The sequence below is a fragment of the Pseudomonas sp. CCC3.1 genome (assembly GCF_034347405.1).
GTDB lineage: Bacteria > Pseudomonadota > Gammaproteobacteria > Pseudomonadales > Pseudomonadaceae > Aquipseudomonas.
Genome location: NZ_CP133778.1, coordinates 4,735,103 through 4,755,098 on the forward strand (window position 1 = coordinate 4,735,103; position 19,996 = coordinate 4,755,098).

General features: G+C 59.8%; 18 protein-coding genes. 7 read left to right on the top strand and 11 right to left on the bottom strand.

Going from position 1 to position 19,996, the window contains the following annotated elements; genetic code table 11:
* The first annotated feature begins 20 nt into the window (after positions 1-20).
* Positions 21-1,088 carry a tRNA epoxyqueuosine(34) reductase QueG gene (gene queG / locus RHM56_RS20695; protein WP_322235590.1) on the top strand — a complete coding sequence of 356 codons (1,068 nt, stop codon included), beginning with the start codon at positions 21-23 and terminating at the stop codon, positions 1,086-1,088.
* A 338-nt stretch (positions 1,089-1,426) separates the two neighbouring features.
* Positions 1,427-1,684 carry a DUF3077 domain-containing protein gene (locus RHM56_RS20700; protein ID WP_322235592.1) on the top strand — a complete coding sequence of 86 codons (258 nt, stop codon included), beginning with the start codon at positions 1,427-1,429 and terminating at the stop codon, positions 1,682-1,684.
* On the opposite strand, the gene RHM56_RS20705 is transcribed toward RHM56_RS20700, so the two are convergent.
* Both RHM56_RS20705 and orn read right to left on the bottom strand, forming a co-directional pair.
* Positions 1,681-2,292 carry a trimeric intracellular cation channel family protein gene (locus RHM56_RS20705; RefSeq protein WP_322235594.1) on the bottom strand — a complete coding sequence of 204 codons (612 nt, stop codon included), beginning with the start codon at positions 2,290-2,292 and terminating at the stop codon, positions 1,681-1,683. The genes RHM56_RS20700 and RHM56_RS20705 overlap by 4 nt on opposite strands.
* Before the next feature lie 110 nt (positions 2,293-2,402).
* Positions 2,403-2,945 (bottom strand): oligoribonuclease, encoded by a 543-nt coding sequence (gene orn / locus RHM56_RS20710; RefSeq protein ID WP_322235596.1) that lies wholly within the window; start codon positions 2,943-2,945, stop codon positions 2,403-2,405.
* A 106-nt stretch (positions 2,946-3,051) separates the two neighbouring features.
* On the opposite strand from orn, the gene rsgA reads away from it, so the two are divergent.
* Positions 3,052-4,083, top strand: coding sequence for a small ribosomal subunit biogenesis GTPase RsgA (gene rsgA, locus RHM56_RS20715; protein WP_322235598.1), 1,032 nt, complete (start codon positions 3,052-3,054; stop codon positions 4,081-4,083).
* 106 nt (positions 4,084-4,189) lie between these two features.
* On the opposite strand, the gene motB is transcribed toward rsgA, so the two are convergent.
* Together motB and motA are read right to left on the bottom strand one after the other, a co-directional pair.
* Positions 4,190-5,179 carry a flagellar motor protein MotB gene (gene motB, locus RHM56_RS20720; RefSeq protein ID WP_322235600.1) on the bottom strand — a complete coding sequence of 330 codons (990 nt, stop codon included), beginning with the start codon at positions 5,177-5,179 and terminating at the stop codon, positions 4,190-4,192.
* Positions 5,180-5,182: 3 nt separating this feature from the next.
* Positions 5,183-6,034, bottom strand: coding sequence for a flagellar motor stator protein MotA (gene motA, locus RHM56_RS20725; protein ID WP_322235602.1), 852 nt, complete (start codon positions 6,032-6,034; stop codon positions 5,183-5,185).
* Between the two features lie 265 nt (positions 6,035-6,299).
* Between motA and RHM56_RS20730 the strand changes: the two genes are divergently transcribed.
* Genes RHM56_RS20730 through asd form a run of 3 tightly spaced genes read left to right on the top strand, consistent with a single transcriptional unit; the run spans position 6,300 to position 9,561 of the window.
* Positions 6,300-7,829 (top strand): HDOD domain-containing protein, encoded by a 1,530-nt coding sequence (locus RHM56_RS20730; protein WP_322241825.1) that lies wholly within the window; start codon positions 6,300-6,302, stop codon positions 7,827-7,829.
* Positions 7,830-7,872: 43 nt separating this feature from the next.
* Positions 7,873-8,700 (top strand): rhodanese-like domain-containing protein, encoded by an 828-nt coding sequence (locus tag RHM56_RS20735; RefSeq protein ID WP_322235604.1) that lies wholly within the window; start codon positions 7,873-7,875, stop codon positions 8,698-8,700.
* A 9-nt stretch (positions 8,701-8,709) separates the two neighbouring features.
* On the top strand, positions 8,710-9,561 hold the full coding sequence (gene asd, locus RHM56_RS20740) for an archaetidylserine decarboxylase (RefSeq protein WP_322235606.1): 852 nt from the start codon (positions 8,710-8,712) through the stop codon (positions 9,559-9,561).
* Between the two features lie 96 nt (positions 9,562-9,657).
* Here the strand turns inward: asd and serB are convergent, their stop codons facing one another.
* Complete coding sequence (gene serB, locus RHM56_RS20745; protein WP_322235608.1) at positions 9,658-10,872, bottom strand: phosphoserine phosphatase SerB; 1,215 nt, start codon at positions 10,870-10,872, stop codon at positions 9,658-9,660.
* A gap of 132 nt (positions 10,873-11,004) precedes the next feature.
* Here serB and RHM56_RS20750 point away from each other — a divergent pair, with 132 nt between their 5' ends.
* Positions 11,005-12,543 carry an AhpA/YtjB family protein gene (locus tag RHM56_RS20750; protein WP_322235610.1) on the top strand — a complete coding sequence of 513 codons (1,539 nt, stop codon included), beginning with the start codon at positions 11,005-11,007 and terminating at the stop codon, positions 12,541-12,543.
* 181 nt (positions 12,544-12,724) lie between these two features.
* Here RHM56_RS20750 and RHM56_RS20755 read toward each other — a convergent pair whose 3' ends face one another.
* The 6 genes from RHM56_RS20755 to RHM56_RS20780 form a co-directional block, all read right to left on the bottom strand.
* A complete protein-coding gene (locus RHM56_RS20755) occupies positions 12,725-13,429 on the bottom strand; it encodes a PqiC family protein (protein WP_322235612.1) in 705 nt (234 codons plus the stop codon).
* Positions 13,430-13,609: 180 nt separating this feature from the next.
* Positions 13,610-15,874: a DNA topoisomerase IV subunit A gene (parC, locus tag RHM56_RS20760; protein WP_322235614.1), complete on the bottom strand. Its 2,265-nt coding sequence runs from the start codon at positions 15,872-15,874 to the stop codon at positions 13,610-13,612.
* An 11-nt stretch (positions 15,875-15,885) separates the two neighbouring features.
* A complete protein-coding gene (locus RHM56_RS20765; RefSeq protein ID WP_322235616.1) occupies positions 15,886-16,407 on the bottom strand; it encodes a retropepsin-like aspartic protease family protein in 522 nt (173 codons plus the stop codon).
* Positions 16,404-17,384, bottom strand: a complete 981-nt coding sequence (locus RHM56_RS20770; RefSeq protein WP_322235618.1) for an esterase-like activity of phytase family protein — start codon at positions 17,382-17,384, stop codon at positions 16,404-16,406. Before RHM56_RS20770 ends, RHM56_RS20765 begins: the two co-directional genes overlap by 4 nt.
* Positions 17,384-19,288 carry a DNA topoisomerase IV subunit B gene (gene parE, locus RHM56_RS20775; RefSeq protein WP_322235620.1) on the bottom strand — a complete coding sequence of 635 codons (1,905 nt, stop codon included), beginning with the start codon at positions 19,286-19,288 and terminating at the stop codon, positions 17,384-17,386. Before parE ends, RHM56_RS20770 begins: the two co-directional genes overlap by 1 nt.
* 52 nt (positions 19,289-19,340) lie before the next feature.
* Complete coding sequence (locus RHM56_RS20780; RefSeq protein ID WP_322235622.1) at positions 19,341-19,949, bottom strand: YqiA/YcfP family alpha/beta fold hydrolase; 609 nt, start codon at positions 19,947-19,949, stop codon at positions 19,341-19,343.
* Between the last annotated feature and the right edge of the window lie 47 nt (positions 19,950-19,996).

Consider the following 19,996-nt stretch of genomic DNA (forward strand, 5'->3'; position numbering starts at 1 on the left):
GCTCCGGTTTCTCTTGCCTCATGCCTGCTATTACTGCCGACCTCCCCGCGCTTGCTCAGTCCATCAAGGAATGGGGCCGTGAGCTGGGCTTTCAACAAGTCGCCATTGCTGGCCTTGATTTGGGGGAACACGAACACCATCTGGAGCGCTGGCTGGCCGCTGGCTATCACGGCGACATGGAGTACATGGCCGCCCATGGCAGCAAACGCTCACACCCCGAAGAACTGGTGCCCGGCACGTTGCGCGTGGTGTCGTTGCGCATGGACTACCTGCCCGGCGATACCCACATGGCGCAATTGCTGGCCCAACCCGAGAAAGCCTACGTGTCGCGCTACGCCTTGGGCCGCGACTACCACAAGCTGATCCGCAAGCGCGTACAGCAACTGGCCGACCGCATTCAAAAAGACATCGGCCCATTCGGCTTTCGCGCTTTTGTCGACAGCGCCCCGGTGCTGGAAAAAGCCATCGCGCAAAAAGCCGGATTAGGCTGGATCGGCAAAAACACCCTGGTGCTCAATCGCAAAGCGGGCAGTTACTTCTTCTTGAGCGAATTGTTTGTGGATTTGCCGCTGCCAGTGGATGAACCTCACGAAACGGAACATTGCGGGCGCTGCACCGCGTGCCTGGACATTTGCCCGACCAACGCGTTTGTCGGGCCGTATGTGCTGGATGCGAGGCGCTGCATTTCGTACCTGACCATTGAGCTTAAAACCGCGATCCCCGAAGAATTGCGCCCGCTGATTGGCAATCGGGTATTTGGCTGCGACGACTGCCAGATCGTCTGCCCCTGGAACCGCTTCGCCCGCACCACCGCCGAGGGCGATTTCAAGCCCCGGCACAACCTGGACAACGCCGGCTTGGCCGAGCTGTTTATGTGGGACGAAGACACGTTTTTAAGCAGCACCGAAGGCTCGCCTCTGCGACGGGCGGGCTACGAACGCTGGCTGCGCAACCTGGCGGTGGGCTTGGGCAATGCGCCCTCAACGATTCCCGTGCTGGAAGCGCTGAACGCACGGCGTGATTACCCGTCCGAGTTGGTGCAGGAGCATGTGGAGTGGGCGCTTAAGCAGCACGAACAACGCACATAAGGCCCACTCCCACAAGGATGTGGTTGTAATTCCCACACAATTCGCAACGCCTGTACCGGCTTCATCCCTTTCATTCGCAGGACCTTTCCTAGAGAATCCTCACCGCCTTGTGGCGCTGGAACTGCGCGGATAGTCTCGCTGAGTCACTGATTTCAGTGGCCGGTTTTGACAGACCGTCTGATCTCGCATGACCACTACTGTGTTATGGCGGCCATGTGCGGGGCATCTTCGGGTGCGCCGAGTTCGCGAGACTCCTCGGTCTGTCAACCCGCACATAGCTGCCACCCTTTCCGATTGACAGCGGATTGGCGACAGCTCCAACGCTTGGAGTTTCGCGCATGAATAAGATCGTCCCCGACCCACCCCTCGACACCTTCCAAACAAGCCCCCATTACTGCACGCGGCTGTTCACCATCAACCCCGGCATTCCCGCACGGGACGCACTGATGCAGGTGTCTTTGCTGTTAAAAAGCGCGGAACTGAACGCCGACGAGATCAGCGCCCACCTCTCAGGCCTTGAAGCCGAGCAGCTCTGGAGTGTGATTCACGGCATGGAGATGGCCCGCGGCCTGGGGGATTCGCTGCTGGCCGATTAATGCTCGTCGTTGTACACGAACTTGGGCATTTCCCAGTTAAAGCGAATCGCCAACAGGCGCAGCAGCAGCCCGCCGAACAAGGTGACGAAAATCGCCTGTTCGTTGGGCATGTTCAGGTAGGTGCACAGCAGAAAGCACCACGCGGCGGCAAATGACACGCTGGCGTAGAGTTCGCGACGAAAAATCAGCGGGATGTCGTTGCAGAAGATGTCACGCAGGATGCCGCCAAAGACCCCGGTAATCACCCCACTCACCGACGCCACCAGCATGCCTTGGCCCATTTCCAGTGCCGTCATGCAGCCAATCAGGGTAAACGCCACCAGCCCCAGCGCATCGAGCACCAAAAACAGCGAACGCAAATGGCGCATCAGGGGTGCAATGAAAATCGTCAATAAGGCGGCAAACGTGGTGAGCACCAGATACTCCGGGTGTTTGACCCACGTCAGCGGGTAATGCCCCAACAGCACATCGCGCACCGAACCCCCGCCGAGCGCAGTGACGCAGGCAATCAGCACCACACCAAACCAGTCCATGCCCCGACGCCCGGCAGACAGCGCGCCAGTCATGGCTTCGGCAGTAATGGCAACTAAATAGAGCATCAGCAACATGGCGGCGATCCTTGCAATGAGGCGCGCAGTCTACTCAGTTGCTGAGAGCACCAAAAGGGGGCGTGTTTTTTGTAGCCGCTGCCGCAGGCTGCGGCTACAGGGGCAGGTGTTTAGAATTTGATGAAGTGTTTGCGGTAATGCTGCAACTCAGCAATCGACTCACGAATATCGTCCAGCGCCAGGTGCGTGCCTTTTTTTACCAGGCTATCGCGCACTTCGGGCGCCCAGCGCGCTACCAGTTCTTTGAGGGTCGACACATCGAGGTTGCGGTAGTGGAAGTAGCTTTCGAGGGCCTTCATGTGGGTGTACAGAAAACGCCGGTCCTGGCAGATGCTGTTACCACAGATCGGCGATTTGCCTTTGGGTACCCATTGCTCAAGGAAGGCGATGGTCTGCGCTTCGGCTTCGGCCATGCTGGTGGTGCTGTCTTTGACGCGCTGGGTCAGGCCGCTGCCGCCGTGAGTCCGGGTGTTCCATTCGTCCATGCGGGCGAGCACGTCGTCGCTGTGGTGGATGGCGATGACCGGGCCTTCGGCCAAGGTGTTGAGGTTGCTGTCGGTGACGATGGTGGCCATTTCGATAATGACGTCGTTGTCCGGGTCAAGGCCGGTCATTTCCAGGTCGATCCAGATCAGGTTCTGCGCGTTGTTCATAAAGGCCTCCAGAGCTTAGTCGCGCAGTTTAGCTTAGGCGCACGGCCCTCGTGCTAAACTCGCCAGCGTTTTACCCTCCTTATCGTTTTATCAACACGGAACACCCATGGCCAAACGCCAGCTCAATCGTCGCCAAAACTGGCGCATCGAAAAGATCCAGGGCGAGCGCGCTGCCCGCGCTGCCAAACGTGAATCCAGTGCTGTCGAAGCGCTTGAAGGCGGCGACTTAGGCCCCGAGCAACTCGGCCTGGTGATCGCGCACTTTGGTGTGCAGGTCGAAGTCGAAGCCCAGGAAGGCGAGCTGAAAGGCCAGATGTTCCGTTGCCACTTGCGCGCCAACCTGCCCGCACTGGTAACCGGCGACACGGTGGTGTGGCGCGCGGGCAATCAGGGCATCGGCGTTATCGTCGCCCAGTTGCCGCGTAAAACCGAACTGTGCCGCCCCGACAGCCGTGGCCAGCTCAAGCCAGTCGCCGCCAACGTCGACATGATCGTGATTGTGTTCGCGCCGATGCCCGAGCCGCACGCCAACCTGATCGACCGTTATCTGGTCGCCGCCGAGCACGCCGGGATTCGTCCACTGTTGCTGCTCAACAAAGCAGATTTGATCGACGATCAAAACGCCCCCGCGCTGAATGCGTTGCTGGGTGTTTATCGTCAGTTGGGCTACCCAGTGCTCGAAGTGTCCGCGCATCACGGCGATGGCATGCAGCAGTTGCAAGCGCAGCTGGACGGCCGCATCAGCGTGTTTGTGGGTCAGTCGGGCGTGGGCAAGTCATCGCTGGTGAACAGCTTGCTGCCTGAGGTCAACCTGCGGGTGGGGCCGCTGTCGGAGATTTCCGGTCAGGGCACGCACACCACGACGACTGCGCGCTTATTCCACTTCCCAGGCGGCGGCGAGTTGATCGACTCCCCGGGTATTCGCGAGTTTGGCTTGGGCCACGTGAGCCGGGCTGATGTGGAAGCGGGCTTTATCGAGTTCAACGACTTGATCGGCCACTGCCGTTTCCGCGACTGCAAACACGACCGCGAGCCGGGCTGCGCGTTGTTGATGGCTCTGGAAGATGGCCGCGTGCAGCAACAGCGCATGAACAGCTATCGCTCGATCATTGCCAGCTTGCCGGAAAGCACCTACTAGAACCTCACCCTGCCCTCCCCAATCCTGTAGGAGCGAGCTTGTCTCGCGCTCTTTTGATGTTGCAGATCAAAAGATCGCGAGACAAGCTCGCTCCTACACAGAGGGGTTATTGCTTGGCTGGAATTCTGTCGTCAAACAAGTTCAGCTTCTGCCGTTCTTCGTGCATCGGTGGCGGCTGTTGGTCGGCTGGCAATTTGATCGGGTCAGCCAGCGCCTTGGGCAGTTCTTGTGCCTTGACCGGCTCAGGCCCCTGCTCTCCCTCAATCGCTTGCTGGGCCTTTTTGGTCAGTACCACGATGTCGATCCGGCGATTGACCGGGTTGGTCGGGCGGGCTTTGTCGAACAGCACCGATGACGCGTAGCCCACTACCCGCGCCACTTGGTTATCGGGGTAGCTGCCCGCCACCAGCGCTCGCCGCGCGGCATTGGCGCGGTTGGCTGAGAGTTCCCAGTTGCCATAGTCACCCGTGCCTGCATACGGCATGGCGTCGGTGTGGCCGCTGATGCTGATTTTGTTCGGCACCGCTTTAATGGTATCGGCCAAGGCCAGCAAAATATCTTCGAAATAGGACTTGAGGCGCGCACTGCCCACATCGAACATCGGGCGGTTTTCGGCATCCATGATCTGGATGCGCAAACCATCAGGCGTGATTTCGAACAGCAGTTGATCCTTGAATTTTTGCAGCTGCGGATTTTCTTCGACCTTGTTTTGCAGTTCTTGCAGCAACAGCTCCAGGCGTTCTTTTTCAACCTGCTCGGCCATGCTTTGAATCTGATCCGCATCGACTTTGATTTTGTCGGGCTGAGGTTGCAGCTTCTCATCCGGGTTGAGGGTGTTGTCCGGCGCCAGCGCGGGCGTACCGCCCAGGTCGATGATGTACGGCGTGCCGCTTTCCGTGAAGCCGATCGGGTCTTTGAAATAGCCGCCAATGGCGATTTTTTGTTCCGGGGTGGCCGCGGTCATCAGCCACAACACCAGAAAGAACGCCATCATCGCCGTCGCGAAGTCAGCAAAAGCGATTTTCCAGGCGCCGCCGTGATGGCCTGCGGCATAGCGCTTGACGCGCTTGATGATGATCGGCTGATTGTTTTCCATAGATCAGCGACCGCGAACCACTTGCTCCAGCTCGGAGAAGCTCGGTCGATGCTTGGGATAGAGCACTTTGCGACCAAATTCGACCGCCAGCGACGGCGGCATGCCTGAGGCCGAGGCCACAAGCGATGCTTTGATCGACTCGTAGACGTTGAGTTCTTCTTTGGCATCGTGGGCCAACGAGGTCGCCAAAGGACCAAAGAAACCATACGCCGCCAAAATACCGAAGAAGGTCCCCACCAGCGCCGCCCCCACGTGCATGCCGATGGCCGCCTGATCGCCTTCCCCCAACGAGGCCATGGTCACCACGATGCCGAGCACCGCGGCCACAATGCCGAAACCCGGCATGCCGTCGGCGATCCCGGTGATGGCATGTGAAGGGTGTTCGAGTTCTTCTTTGAGGTTGAACAGTTCCATGTCGAACAGCCCCTCAAGCTCATGGGGCGCCATGTTGCCCGACGACATGATGCGCAGGTAATCGCAGATAAACGCGGTCATGCGCTCGTCTTTCAAAACGGTCGGGTATTTGGCGAAAATCGGGCTGGCAGCCGCGTCTTCGATGTCGGCCTCAATGGCCATCATGCCTTCGCGGCGGCTCTTGTTGAGGATCTCGTACACCAGCCCCAACACTTCCAGGTAGAAGGTGTGGGTGAAACGCGAACCGAACATGCTCAGTGATTTTTTGATCACGTGCATCGTCATGTAGCCGGGGTTGGCCTGCAGAAAGGCGCCAAAGGCCGCACCGCCAATGATCATGACCTCGAAAGGCTGAATCAGCGCACCGATCTTGCCGTGGGAAAGCACATAGCCGCCGAGAACACTCGCGAATACGACGATGATGCCGATAATTTTAGCCATAGGTAATAAGGTACTTAGTGAGTCGGGTTCGGGGCATATTCCAGCGTAGCTAAAACTCTTTCACTTCTTATCGGCATGTCTGCGCCAGACTATAGCCGTTGAAGCAGAAAAACCATTTTCTGCATCACCCGCGTCAGATCATTTGCGCAAGAAAACCCAAGAAGTTGCAGACGCTGTCATGAACCGCGACATCAACAACTTGTGCGATGAACTGGGCGGTGCAATATTCATTTCCACTTACATTGATGATGACCGCGCGCCCATCATGGCCACTGAAAAGACTGTACAGCCCTCCACCCTGGATGCGTGGGTCACCCACCTCGACGCGGTTGCCTTGCCGATCCCGCAGCAAAGTCATGCGCGGGTGTGCAAAACCATCAGCGACAGTCGCCGCTCGTTGCGCGAAATGGCCGAAGTCATGCAAGACAGTCCGGCGCTCGCCCTGAGCCTGATCCGTGAAGCCAATCAACACGCGCAAAGCAGCCTCAGTGAGCCTGCCGAAAGTCTTGAGGTGGCCATTAATCGCCTCGGTTTAAAGCGCACCCAAGAATTGCTTGAACAGATGCCGGTGCTGCCCGCCGAAGACATCCCCGTGGCATTGCGACAAGTCCAGCTCATCAGCCAGCATGCCGCGCAACAAGGCATCGGCCTGTTTGGCAACCGCCTCGCACGATTGTGGCCAGAAGTGTACTGGGGCAGTTTGTTGTTCTTCTCGCCGCTGTGGCCGATGGCTATGAGCCACCCCAAACAGCTTGAAGAATGGGAAGCCCGGGTGATTCAAAAGGGTGAGTGCGCCCGCAAGGTTGAGCACGCGCTGTTTGGCGTGCGCCTGTTTGAAATCTGTCGAGCCCTGGCCGAGTTGTGGCGGCTGCCCGAATGGGTGATGCAAGGGTACGCGGTGATCACGGATGACAAGCGCACGCTGATCAACGTGCTGCACATCGCCCGCGACATTCAACACCCGCTGCTCCAGCAGCAACATCTGGATGCCGACCCGGCACTGCGCCGCTGGCTGAGCCACCCCGCCAACAGTCTGTTGCTGGCCAATGGCCTGGCACTGTCGGCCCAGCAGGGCTGGGACTCGCCGCATCACCTGCGCTGGCAGTACCTGAGCAGCCTGTATTTGCAGTTGCCGCTGCATGAAGTGCAGCAACAGGTGCACCAGAATGCCGCGAGCAGTGCCCGCTATCACTCGATGCCCGACCTCTGGCACCCGGCGCTCTCGCTGCTCATGCCCTGGGACGCGCGACGCGCAAACACCCATGGCCAGCCTGCCCCGCCACCTTCGGCGCAAGCACTGCAAGCGTGGCGCAAATTCTGCGGCCAGCTGCTCGAAGAGCCGAGTGCCTTTGCTAACCCGATGCACCTCACCCTCTGCGCGCGTGAAGCGCTGCAGGCGTGCGGCATGCGTCGGATCATCCTGCTGATGGCCGATAAAACGTCGAGCATCCTGCGCCCGTTTCAACTCGTGGGCGTGCCAAAAACAGCGTTCGACATGACCTTGAATGTCAGCGACAGTACGGCCTTGCTACGCTTGATGACGAAACCAGCGCAAGTACGCCTGACACCCGAAAACAACGCCGTGATTTCGGCGGCCTTGCCCGATAACCTGCGCAGCCTGTTCCCCGGCGAACACCTGCTGCTACGCTCGCTGGGCAGTAATGGCCGCGTGGTCATGCTGATACTGGCCGACCAGGACGGCGGGCCGTTCTCGGAAACCAGCGTGCAAGCGTTTGGTAAAACCGCGCAATGTATCGAGAAAGCGCTAAACACCTTTACTGCCCGCGGGCGCTAACGCTTGCGCTACAATTCGCCCCTTTTTTTGCTCTGGAGAACACATGCCTGACTTCTCTGGCTTGCCGTTAGTCATTGAACCCTGCGACCTGCGCACGCGACTCGATGCACCCAACCTGATCCTGGTCGACCTGACCAGCGTTGCGCGCTACGAAACCGGGCATATCGCGGGCGCTCATTTTGTCGACCCCAAACGCACGCAACTGGGCCAGCCTCCAGCGCCGGGTTTGCTGCCGACCCAGGCCGCACTCGAAGCGCTGTTTGGCGAGTTGGGACACAACCCCAAAGCTGTGTACGTGGTGTATGACGACGAAGGTGGCGGCTGGGCCGGGCGTTTTATCTGGTTACTGGATGTGATCGGGCACTCTGCCTATCACTATCTGGACGGCGGCATTCATGCCTGGATTGGCGAAAAGTATGACGTCACTCAAGATGTTCCATCTGCTGCTACTGGCCCGGTTACATTGACCTTGCACGACGAGCCCACCGCGACCCGCGAGTACCTGCAAAGCCGCCTGGGCGCCGCAGATCTCGCAATCTGGGATGCGCGCAGCGAAGCCGAATACCGTGGCGAAAAAGTACTGGCGGCCAAGGGCGGACACATCCCCGGCGCCACGCATTTTGAATGGACCGCAGGCATGGATAAATCCCGCAACCTGCGCATCCGCACCGACATGGCCCACGTCCTCAAGGACCTTGGGATCACGCCGGACAAAGAAGTGATTACCCACTGCCAGACTCACCACCGCTCTGGCTTTACTTATCTGGTCGCCAAAGCGCTCGGTTATCCGCGCGTGAAAGGCTATGCCGGTTCTTGGGGCGAATGGGGCAACCACCCCGACACGCCCGTCGAACTGCCTGTAAAAAACTAAGGATTTTGCATGAAAAAGCGTTTGTTTCTCCTGAGTCAGTACCTGTTGCCGCATCACCTGCTGTCACGTCTGGCCGGCTGTATTGCTGAATGCCGCGTGCGCTGGTTTAAAAATGCATTCACCACCTGGTTCGCCAAGCGCTACCAAGTGGACATGTCTCAGGCACTGGTTGAGGACGTGACCGCATACGAGCACTTCAACGCCTTCTTCACCCGCGCCTTGAAAGACGGCGCTCGCCCGCTGGACCCAACCCCGGGTGCCATCCTGAGCCCGGCCGATGGCGCGATCAGCCAATTGGGCCCGATTGAACACGGCCGTGTGTTCCAGGCCAAAGGCCACAGCTACAGCGTGCTGGAACTGGTGGGCGGCGATGCCGCCGTGGCGTCGCAGTTCATGGGCGGCGAATTTGCCACCATTTACCTGTCGCCCAAGGACTACCACCGCGTGCACATGCCACTAGCCGGCACTCTGCGCGAAATGATCTATGTGCCGGGCCGTCTGTTCTCGGTTAACCAAACCACCGCCGAAAACGTGCCGGAGCTGTTTGCCCGCAACGAACGTGCTGTGTGTATTTTTGATACCGAACGCGGCCCGATGGCCGTGGTACTGGTTGGCGCCATGATCGTGGCATCGATTGAGACGGTGTTTGCCGGTCTGGTCACCCCGCCTAAGCGCGAGCTGAAAACCTTCCGTTACGACGAAGCGGCCCGTGCGCCGATCCATTTGGAGAAAGGTGCCGAGTTGGGTCGTTTCAAACTGGGTTCGACGGCCATCGTGTTGTTTGGCCCGGAACAAGTGAAGTGGGCTGAAACGCTGGCGGCAGGTACGCCCGTGATGATGGGCGAGAAGATCGGCGAATAACACTTCAGACCGTGTAGGAGCGAGCTTGCCTCGCGATCTTTTAAACCATCAAAAGATCGCGAGACGAGCTCGCTCCTACAGGGGATGCGTCAACGCTTAACCCTGGCTGTTGCGGTCGCGCTGACCCAGCAGGTACAGCACGCCGTCCAGACCCAAGGTTGTGATCGCATGCTTAGCCGACTTTTTAACCAGCGGCTTGGCGCGGAACGCCACACCCAAACCGGCAATGGCCAGCATCGGCAAGTCATTGGCGCCGTCACCGACCGCAATGGTCTGCTCCAGGCTCAAACCTTCCTTGTGCGCCAGCTCAGTCAGCAAGTCTGCCTTGCGCTGTGCATCAACAATCGGCTCAACCGCCACGCCCGTCACTTTGCCATCCACCACTTCCAGCTCGTTGGCGAAGACATAGTCGATGCCCAGCTTGGCCTGCAATTGCTTGGCGAAGTAGGTAAAACCGCCTGACAGGATCGCGGTTTTGTAGCCCAGACGCTTGAGTTCGGCAAACAACACCTCTGCCCCCTCGGTCAGGCGCAACGACGCACCGATGGAATCCAGCACGCCCACATCCAGACCTTTCAGCAGCGCCAAGCGCTCTTTGAAGCTGGCCTTGAAGTCCAGCTCACCCGCCATCGAACGCTCGGTGATAGCCGACACTTGATCGCCCACGCCAGCGGCCTTGGCCAGTTCGTCGATGACTTCGGCTTCGATCAGCGTGGAGTCCATGTCGAACACCGCCAGACGGCGATTGCGGCGGAACAGGGTGTCTTCTTGCAAAGCGATGTCGACCTGGAGTTCTTGCGCCAAGTCAAAGAACGCTGCACGCAGGGCGTCGATGTCGGCCAGTTCGCCGACCACGCGCAACTCAATGCAGCTTTTGCTCAACTGCGTAGGCGCGTCCAGCGGGACACGGCCTGACAGACGATCGGTCTGCTCAATGTTCAGCCCGTGCTGGCTGATCACCGAGGTCACGCGCTGCAACTCAAGGGCGGTCACCTGACGGCTCATCAACGTCACGACATGGCGCTTCTGGCTTTGCTCGCTGACCCAACGCTGGTAGTGATCTTCGGTAATCGGGTCAAAACGCAGTTGCAGCCCCTCATTAGCGATCAGCGGCTGGAGGTCTTTAAGCACGGCGGACACTTGCTCGGCTTCGGGAATATTCACCAGAAAACCCAACGACAAAACGCCATGGATGACGGCCTGACCGATGTCGAGAATATTCACACCATTGCTGGCCAGCACGCCGGTGATGGCCGCAGTGAGACCCGGACGGTCTTCACCGGTGATGTTTATCAGGACGATTTCGCGCAAGGCACACCCCCATTCGCTAAAAAAAACGCATTCTACCCACTTTCAGTGACCATCGGGCATCGCCAAGGCTTTGCCGCCTCAGGGCTGCTCGCTATACTGCGCACCAACTTAACGGACTAAGAGCCGCGCTCAGTGAACCGGCCATCGCCTGTAAAAACCGATAACTTCTTCCTGCTGATCTTCCGGGCCCTTCGCGACAGACGCGTTCCGATTGCTCTGCGTATTGCCAGCCACAACGTGATCCTAGTCGCCTTGGCGTTGGTCATTTACGCCGTGGTGATGGGCTTGCAGTTCAAACAGGCCATGCACGAGCAAGCCGATGCGCTGGGCCAGAGCCTGACCACACAAACAGCCACGTCGGCGACCGAGTTGCTGGTGTCCAACGACATCCTCAGCCTCAACGTGCTGCTCAACAACCTGACCAAAAACCCGCTGGTGGCGCACGCTGCTATTTATAGCGTCGATAACCGCATCCTCGCCGAAGCCGGCCAACGCCCAAAAAGCAGCCTGCTGGGCGAAACCGAAGGCGTGTATCAGACCAAAATTACCTTTCAGGATGTAACGGCCGGGCACTTGCGCATCAGCCTGGACATGAACCAGTTCGAGCAGCCGATGACCATCAGCTTGCAGAGCATGGGCATTTTGAGCGCTATTTTGCTGGCATTGGCGCTGGCACTGAGCTTGCGTTTGGGCAGGAACATTACGACACCTTTATTGCAGTTGCGTGTCTGGCTGCGTGAACCCGACCCGTACACCCCGGCCATCAATCGCCAGGATGAAATCGGTGATCTGGCCCGTCAGCTGCACACCCGCCTGGCCCCACCGGCGCCTGAGCCGGAACCCGAGCCAGAACCGGATTACGACGACGAAGAAGAAGCCGAAGAAGACGAACCGGCCTTCGAAGTACGCAACCTGCGTGATCCAGGCTTTGATGAAGCCCCCGCCGTGCCAGCGCCCAAAGCGGCACCGCGCCAAGTGATCAGCACCGAAGAAGACGAGAGCGACGACGAAGACCCGTTCGCTGACTTGCGCGACACCACCCCAACGGCGGTCGCGCCTGCTGCGCTGGTCAAAGCCCAACCGAGCAAACCTGCTGCGCCGCAACCGAGTGCGGTGCTGGCCGTGCAACTGGGCGCTCAAGAGCAACTGCGTCGCTTGCCACGCGCCCGCTTGATGGAACTGCTGGAGCGTTATCGCGACTGCCTGAACCAGGCGGCGTCGCTGTACCAAAGCGAGCTGCACACCTTGAACGATGGCAGCACGCTGATGCTGTTCCATAGCGAAGACAGCGGCGACGACTACCTGACCAACGCTATTTGCTGCGGCGAGTTGTTACGCGCCTTGGGCCATGCCTTGCAGATCGAAGTCGCGGACAGCGGCATCACCTTGCAACTGCAATTGGGCCTGGTGCTGGGTGAGGGGCTGAGCGGCATCAGCCAGATCGACCTGCTGCTGACTGAAACGGCACAAGACGCCTTGGCGCTGTCGCAACACAGCCGCAACCTGCTGCTGGTGGAACGCAAAATCAGCGACGACGCGTTGATCCGTCAACGCGCCCGTATTCGCCCGATTGCCAGCCCCGAAGGCGCCTGCTGCGTTGAGCGATTGATGGAGCCCTACCCGTCCATGCTCGAACGCCAACTGGCACGCATGCATGAGAATCGCGGGTAAAGCCATCCGGAACTTCCTGTGGGAGCGGGCTTGCCCGCGATTGCAACACCTCGGTGAGTCAGATGTACCGAGGCGACTGAATCGCGAGCAAGCCCGCTCCCACAGAGAGGTTGATGCGCCGTTTGCAAGAGCCAAAAAAAATCCCGCACAGGTGCGGGATTTTTTGTGTTTGGCAACAGCCTCAGAAGCGGAACACTTCCATGTCTGTGCGAATCGGTGCAGCCATCGGAATCTTTGGCTTGCTCACTTCTTGTTTGGGCGCAGACTTGGTTTCCGGCTTGTGCGGCTCAATCAATGGCGGCTGATTGGCCAGCGGCTTAAGGGCCACGGCCAGTTGCTCGCTCAGTTGCTGCAACAATTCGCCTTGGGCCTTGACCTGTGAGGCCGTGCTGCCGTCGTGCTGCTGTTGCAGGTGCACCATGCGGTTGTCACGCACTTGGCCGCGACGGTCGAGCAGGCGCCATTGCGCATCCAGAATCGCAGGCTGGTCTTTACCCGAGTCTAGCCGCGTGATCGACAACAGCACTTGTACGTCCGGGGCAAAGCCCGCAGTCGCAGGTGCTAAAACAACGCGTTGACTGTCCAGACGCCACGCCAACTGGCGCACCAGCAACTGGTCGATGTCTGACGACAAGCTGCCCGCCCAACGACCATCGGTGGCCGCGCTCAGGCTGCCATCGGTTTGACGTTGCAGCAGGGTTTCACGTTGCAGGTAATCAGCCACGATCACCGGGCCAAGTACCACCGCCATGCCAGCACTTTGCTTGGGCTGGCCGGGGTTGCCGCTGTCCAGTTGGTACAGGGACGCTGGCTGGTGCACGCTGCACCCCGCCAGGCCAAGCACACCGGCCAGCAACGCAATTAAAGGAAGGCGCAGAACGTTCATCATTCCATCCAGGTGGCCGCCGCAGGGCACGCCACAGTGTGATTCTCGAAAAAACTCGTTGGGCACATCGCCATTAGCGGTGCCGAAAGTGCGCCATATCATCCGCGAATATCAAGCATGACTCCAGCGCTGCGACGCCGATCTGCGCGAAAAAACGCAGTTCGGCGGCACGCAGCACGCTTAATTTGGCGTTTCTACCAACAACGCGTCCACGCGCTGGAAACCGCGCGGCAACTTGTTGCCTCGCCGTCCTCGCTCACCTTTGTAATGTTCAAGATCGTCAGCCTTGAGCGACAAGGTGCGCTTGCCCGCCTGCAACACCAAGGTGGCGTTATCCGGCAGCACGGCGATGTCGGTCACGTACTCTTCACGGCTGGCCACCCGCTCGCCGGGGATGCCGATGATCTTGTTGCCTTTGCCTTTGCCCAGTTGCGGCAGGTCGCTGACTTTGAAGATCAACAAGCGACCTTCGGTGGTCACCGCCGCCAACCAATTGTGCTCGCGATCCGCCACAGGCCGCGGCAGCATGACTTGCGCGCCTTTTGGCAGGGTCAGCAACGCTTTACCGGCTTTGTTTTTGGCTTGCAGGTCTTCACCTTTCACCACAAAACCGTATCCGGCATCGGACGCAATCACGTACAGCGAGTCGTCATCGGGCAGCAGCACGCATTCAAACGTGGCGCCCGGCGGCGGCGTCAGACGGCCGGTCAACGGCTCGCCCTGACCACGGGCAGACGGCAAGGTGTGCGCGGCCACCGAATAGCTGCGCCCGGTGGAATCAATAAACACGGCAAATTGGTTGGAACGCCCGGCAGCGGCGGTTTTGTAACCGTCGCCTGCTTTATAGGACAAACCGGTTGCGTCCAGGTCGTGGCCTTTGCCGCAACGTACCCAGCCTTTTTCAGACAACACAACGGTGACCGGCTCAGTCGGCACCAGCTCGTTTTCCGACAAGGCCTTGGCTTCTGTGCGGGACACAATCGGCGAACGGCGGTCATCGCCGTAGGTTTCGGCGTCTGCCAGCAGTTCAGTGCGCACCAGCTTTTTGAGCTTGGCTTCACTGCCCAGCAAGGTTTGCAGCTTGGCTTGTTCTTTACGCAGCGCGTCTTGCTCGTCGCGCAGCTTCATCTCTTCAAGGCGGGCCAATTGGCGCAAGCGCGTGTCGAGGATGTAGTCGGCCTGGGTTTCGGTCAGGGCAAAACGGGCAATCAGTTCGGCCTTGGGATGCTCCTCGGTCCGAATGATGTGGATCACTTCGTCGAGGTTCAGGTAAGCGGTGAGCAAACCGTCCAACAGGTGCAGGCGGCGCTCGACTTTATCGAGGCGGAACTGCAAGCGACGACGCACGGTTCGAACCCGGAACTCCAGCCATTCAACCAGCAAGGCGCGCAGGTTTTTGAGCTGTGGCTTGCCGTCCAGACCAATGATGTTGATGTTGACCCGGAAGGTCGACTCAAGCTCGGTCACGGCGAACAAATGCTGCATCAGTTCGTCGAGATCAACCTTGTTGTTGCGCGGGATGATCACGATGCGGCATGGGTTTTCGTGGTCGGACTCGTCACGCAGGTCGGTGACCATCGCCAGCTTGGTCGGCTTGGCCTGCATCAGCGCGGCGATTTGTTCCAGCACCTTGGCACCCGATACCTGGTGCGGCAGCGCGGTGACAACGATGTCGCCGTCTTCAACGTGGTACACGGCACGCATGCGCACCGAGCCGCGGCCGGTCTGGTAGATCTTCAGCAGGTCGGCGCGCGGGGTGATGATTTCAGCTTCGGTCGGGTAGTCCGGGCCCTGAATGTGCTCGCACAGTTGCTCAACAGTCGCTTTGGGCTCATCGAGCAAACGCACGCAGGCGCTGGCGACTTCGCGCAGGTTGTGCGGTGGTACGTCTGTGGCCATGCCCACGGCGATGCCGGTGGTGCCATTGAGCAGGATATTCGGCAAACGTGCCGGCAACACCGCAGGTTCGTCGAGGGTTCCGTCAAAGTTCGGCACCCAGTCCGCCGTGCCCTGACCCAGTTCGCTGAGCAGCACTTCGGAATAGCGCGACAAACGCGCTTCGGTGTAACGCATGGCGGCGAAGGATTTGGGGTCATCAGGCGCACCCCAGTTGCCTTGCCCGTCGACCAGCGTGTAGCGATAGCTGAACGGCTGCGCCATCAGCACCATGGCTTCGTAGCAGGCCGAGTCGCCGTGCGGGTGGAACTTGCCGAGTACGTCACCGACGGTACGCGCCGATTTTTTGTGCTTGGAGTCTGCGTCCAGGCCCAACTCGCTCATGGCGTACACAATACGCCGCTGTACTGGCTTGAGGCCGTCGCCGATATGCGGCAAGGCCCGGTCCATGATCACGTACATGGAGTAGTTGAGGTAGGCCTGTTCTGTGAAGTCGGCCAGTGACCGGCGTTCTACGCCGTCCAGGCTGAGATCAAGGGAGTCGCTCATGCGGACCTCATTCAGTTCGTTGTCTGGCGCAGCAGCATGGTGCCGCCGCGCTGGGTAAATTCAAGTTGGTTCAAAGCACTCATGCCCAGCAGCACTTGCTCGCCTTCAAGGCCGGGAGCCGCCACCGCACGCACGTTGCGCAGCACGATGGCGCCCAGTTGCAGGCGGTCGATCTGGGTCCGATAACCCTGCACCCGCCCATTGGCGGTGCTCAGCGTCACGGGGGCACCTTTGGGCAGCGCCAGTTGCCTGGCCAGCTCCTGCGGGACCGCCACATCGGTGGCCCCGGTATCCAGTAAAAATTCCACCGGCACGTTGTTGATGCGGCCGCTGGCGACGAAGTGACCCTGCACGTTGCCCTTCAACGTCACCTCGATATAGCCCTCGCCTTGTTGCGAGGTCACGTCGGTGTTGGGGTTGTCCTGACGCTGTTCCCAACGCCCGAAAAATTGCGTGGCCAAGTACAAACCGGCGCACCAGGCCACGATCATAAAGATCCGCCCCACACCTTTGCCCGGTGGTTGCTGGCTCATGACTTGGCGCTCCAGCCACCTTGCGGGGCAGCAAAACGCCAAACGATGGGACGCTTCTCACCATCGGCACGCACGTGGCTGCCATTATCGACGCCAATCCAGGCGCCTTTGGCATCCAGGCTCAAGGCCTCGGCGTTGCCATAAGGGCTTTTGTAGAGGCGCGCGGCCGTCAATGCATCGTTGGCAAACGACCAGCAGCGCTCGACTTCGCCGGTGTCCAGGGTACGACGGCAAATGCGATAAGCCATGCGTTCAAGGGTGAACAGCTTGCCCTCGAACAGCGCCAGATCAGAGAAATCTTTTTGTTGCGCCTTGCCCTTGAGCTGAGGCGGCGGCTGTTCAAGGCCGCCTTCGCTCATCAATACGCAGCCGTTTTCACAGTCCCATACGCTCTGTTTTTTGCGAATGGTCAACAAACCTCTGCGCTCGCGCTCGGCCGCCAGCCAAATCTGATTGCCCTGCGGGCTGACCGCAATGCCTTCAAACAGCGCATTGAAGTGCAGCAACATGCCACTGGCACGTGCCTGGCGCACCAGCGCCGGGTCGATTTTAAGCCACGAAGGGGCGCCAATCGGCGGAACAGACAGCACCGCCGCGTGAGCTTCACTGACCACGTAACGATTACCGGCGTCATCACAGGTGATGCCTTCGAAGTCCAGGTCGCCACCGCGCAGCGGGCTGATGGCTTTGCCCATCATGCGTACACCCCACGGCAACCCGCTTTCTGGCGCGGGCGGCACGTCGATGGCCACTGCCTCGGCGTGCCATTCGGCGTAGCGGGTATCCAGATGGTAAATCTGATCATCGTCGCGATCAGACACCGCCCACACCTCGCCCTGACACATCGCCAACCCGGACAGGTTGCCGCCGCGCATGCCTTCTACCGGATGCTCGGAGCTCAGCGCCAGCTCAGGCCAGTCCTGCGCCATGACCGGGCTCGCACTCACACACAACAGCGCCAGCAAGGCACTGCGCATCAGGCCAGCACCTGCGCCAGGTCGCCTTTGGATTCCAGCCAGGACTTACGATCACCCGCGCGTTTTTTCGCCAGCAGCATGTCCATCATTTCCGAGGTCGCGGCGTAGTCTTCCAGGGTGAGCTGCACCAGACGCCGGGTATTGGGGTCCATGGTGGTTTCACGCAACTGCGGCGGGTTCATTTCACCCAGACCTTTGAATCGCGTGACCTGCGGCTTGCCGCGTTTTTTCTCGGCCACCAGACGGTCGAGAATGCCGTCACGCTCGGCTTCGTCGAGGGCGTAGTAAATCTCTTTGCCCAGGTCGATCCGGTACAGCGGCGGCATGGCCACGTACACGTGCCCGGCGTCTACCAGCGGGCGGAAATGCTGCACGAAGAGCGCACAGAGCAAGGTCGCGATGTGCAGACCGTCAGAGTCGGCGTCGGCGAGGATGCAGATTTTGCCGTAGCGCAGTTGGCTGATGTCAGCCGCGCCCGGATCAACGCCAATAGCCACGGCGATGTTGTGCACTTCTTGGCTGGCCAAGACTTCGCTGCCGTCGACTTCCCAGGTGTTGAGGATCTTGCCGCGCAACGGCAGGATCGCCTGAAACTCTTTGTCCCGCGCTTGCTTGGCCGAACCGCCAGCGGAGTCACCCTCCACCAGAAACAGCTCGGAACGCATCGGGTCCTGCCCGGCGCAATCGGCCAATTTGCCGGGCAAGGCCGGGCCTTGGGTGATGCGCTTGCGCTCGACCTTTTTGCTGGCCTTGAGACGACGACCGGCGTTGTTGATCGCCAGCTCCGCCAACTGCATGCCCAGCTCGGGGTTCGCGTTGAGCCACAGGCTGAACGCATCTTTGACCACGCCCGAAACGAAGGCCGCCGCTTCACGGGACGACAAACGCTCTTTGGTCTGGCCGGAGAATTGCGGCTCCTGCATTTTCATCGACAGCACGAACGCAATGCGCTCCCACACGTCTTCGGGCGCCAGCTTCACGCCACGCGGCAGCAAGCTGCGGAATTCGCAGAACTCGCGCATGGCATCGAGCAACCCCTGACGCAAGCCGTTGACGTGGGTACCGCCTTGAGCGGTCGGGATCAGGTTGACGTAGCTTTCCTGCACGCTGTCGCCGCCTTCGGGCAGCCACAGCAGCGCCCAATCGACGGCTTCTTTATTACCGGCCAGGCTGCCGCAAAACGGCTCGTCTGGCAGGCGTTCGAATTCGCTGACGGCGTCGACCAGGTAAGAGCGCAGGCCGTCTTCGTAATGCCACTCGACTTTCTCGCCGGTGCCTTTGTCTTCAAAGCTGACCAGCAGCCCCGGGCACAACACAGCCTTGGCCTTGAGCACGTGCTTGAGACGGCTGACCGAAAACTTGGGCGAATCGAAATATTTTGGGTCCGGCGCAAAGTACACGCTGGTCCCGGTGTTGCGCTTGCCGACCGTGCCGACGACTTCAAGGTCGGTGGCCTTGTAGCCATCGGCGAAGGTCATCTGGTATTCGTTGCCATCACGCTTGACCTTGACCCGCACCTGGGTCGACAAGGCGTTTACCACCGAAATCCCCACGCCGTGCAGGCCGCCGGAGAACTGGTAGTTCTTGTTCGAGAACTTGCCGCCTGCGTGGAGCTTGGTCAGGATCAGTTCGACGCCTGACACGCCCTCTTCGGGGTGAATGTCGACCGGCATGCCGCGCCCGTCATCGCTGACTTCCAGCGAGTGGTCGGCGTGCAGGATGACTTGCACCGATTTGGCGTGACCGGCCAGGGCTTCGTCGACGCTGTTGTCGATGACTTCCTGGGCCAGGTGGTTAGGCCGACTGGTGTCGGTGTACATGCCGGGGCGTTTGCGCACCGGGTCGAGGCCCGAGAGGACTTCGATGGCGTCTGCGTTATAAGAGCTAGCGCTGGGAGTGGCCATAGGGTCTCGTCGTTAGTCGTAAATGAAAAATAAGGGCCATTCGACCGGCGCCTTAAAGGGCCGCAAAGTCGATGGTTTGATACTGATGTGCCGCTATCCCGGCGAAACTCAACAGCGCGGGCAGTTGCTGGGCAAAACCTTGGTAACTGTGGTCGCCGCCCCCCTGAATGCGCAAGGCGCAGGCTAGGTAGTACTTTTCGGCATGGCGGTAGTCCAGCGTTTCGTCGCCTGTCTGCAACCACACCTGATAACGCTGCGGGTCTTGAGGCGCCTGCACTTCAAGTTCGGCCAGGGCGAGCACGTGATCGTAGGTCAGCTCCCAGGTTTCACCGCTGTACAGGTTGGTTTGCGTGCCCAGGTAGCCGTCGAACATCCGATGCGGGCTGACGGCCGGGTTGACCAGCAAGGCCTTGAGCCCATGCTGTTCGGCCAGATAGGTCGCATAGTAGCCGCCGAGCGAGCTGCCGACCAGCAATGGGCGGTCCAGTTCGAGGATTGCCGCCTGCAATTGGGCCAGCGCTTCACGCGGATGATGATGCAAGGCCGGAACCCGCAGCTGATCGCTCAGCCCCATGCGTTGCATCACGGACAGGAGCTGCGTGGCCTTCTTCGACTCGGGAGCACTGTTGAAACCATGGATATACAAGATGGAACCCGACATGCAATCACTCCCGAGCACGATTTAAGCTGAACGCAGTATCAATAAAG

Excerpts from the sequence above, each read along its gene's own strand:
- queG (WP_322235590.1), top strand. The coding sequence starts at position 21 with ATGCCTGCTATTACTGCCGACCTCCCCGCGCTTGCTCAGTCCATCAAG.
- RHM56_RS20700 (WP_322235592.1), top strand. The coding sequence starts at position 1,427 with ATGAATAAGATCGTCCCCGACCCACCCCTCGACACCTTCCAAACAAGC.
- RHM56_RS20705 (WP_322235594.1), bottom strand. The coding sequence starts at position 2,292 with ATGTTGCTGATGCTCTATTTAGTTGCCATTACTGCCGAAGCCATGACT.
- orn (WP_322235596.1), bottom strand. The coding sequence starts at position 2,945 with ATGAACAACGCGCAGAACCTGATCTGGATCGACCTGGAAATGACCGGC.
- rsgA (WP_322235598.1), top strand. The coding sequence starts at position 3,052 with ATGGCCAAACGCCAGCTCAATCGTCGCCAAAACTGGCGCATCGAAAAG.
- motB (WP_322235600.1), bottom strand. The coding sequence starts at position 5,179 with ATGGAAAACAATCAGCCGATCATCATCAAGCGCGTCAAGCGCTATGCC.
- motA (WP_322235602.1), bottom strand. The coding sequence starts at position 6,034 with ATGGCTAAAATTATCGGCATCATCGTCGTATTCGCGAGTGTTCTCGGC.
- RHM56_RS20730 (WP_322241825.1), top strand. The coding sequence starts at position 6,300 with ATGGCCACTGAAAAGACTGTACAGCCCTCCACCCTGGATGCGTGGGTC.
- RHM56_RS20735 (WP_322235604.1), top strand. The coding sequence starts at position 7,873 with ATGCCTGACTTCTCTGGCTTGCCGTTAGTCATTGAACCCTGCGACCTG.
- asd (WP_322235606.1), top strand. The coding sequence starts at position 8,710 with ATGAAAAAGCGTTTGTTTCTCCTGAGTCAGTACCTGTTGCCGCATCAC.
- RHM56_RS20755 (WP_322235612.1), bottom strand. The coding sequence starts at position 13,429 with ATGAACGTTCTGCGCCTTCCTTTAATTGCGTTGCTGGCCGGTGTGCTT.
- parC (WP_322235614.1), bottom strand. The coding sequence starts at position 15,874 with ATGAGCGACTCCCTTGATCTCAGCCTGGACGGCGTAGAACGCCGGTCA.
- RHM56_RS20765 (WP_322235616.1), bottom strand. The coding sequence starts at position 16,407 with ATGAGCCAGCAACCACCGGGCAAAGGTGTGGGGCGGATCTTTATGATC.
- RHM56_RS20770 (WP_322235618.1), bottom strand. The coding sequence starts at position 17,384 with ATGCGCAGTGCCTTGCTGGCGCTGTTGTGTGTGAGTGCGAGCCCGGTC.
- parE (WP_322235620.1), bottom strand. The coding sequence starts at position 19,288 with ATGGCCACTCCCAGCGCTAGCTCTTATAACGCAGACGCCATCGAAGTC.
- RHM56_RS20780 (WP_322235622.1), bottom strand. The coding sequence starts at position 19,949 with ATGTCGGGTTCCATCTTGTATATCCATGGTTTCAACAGTGCTCCCGAG.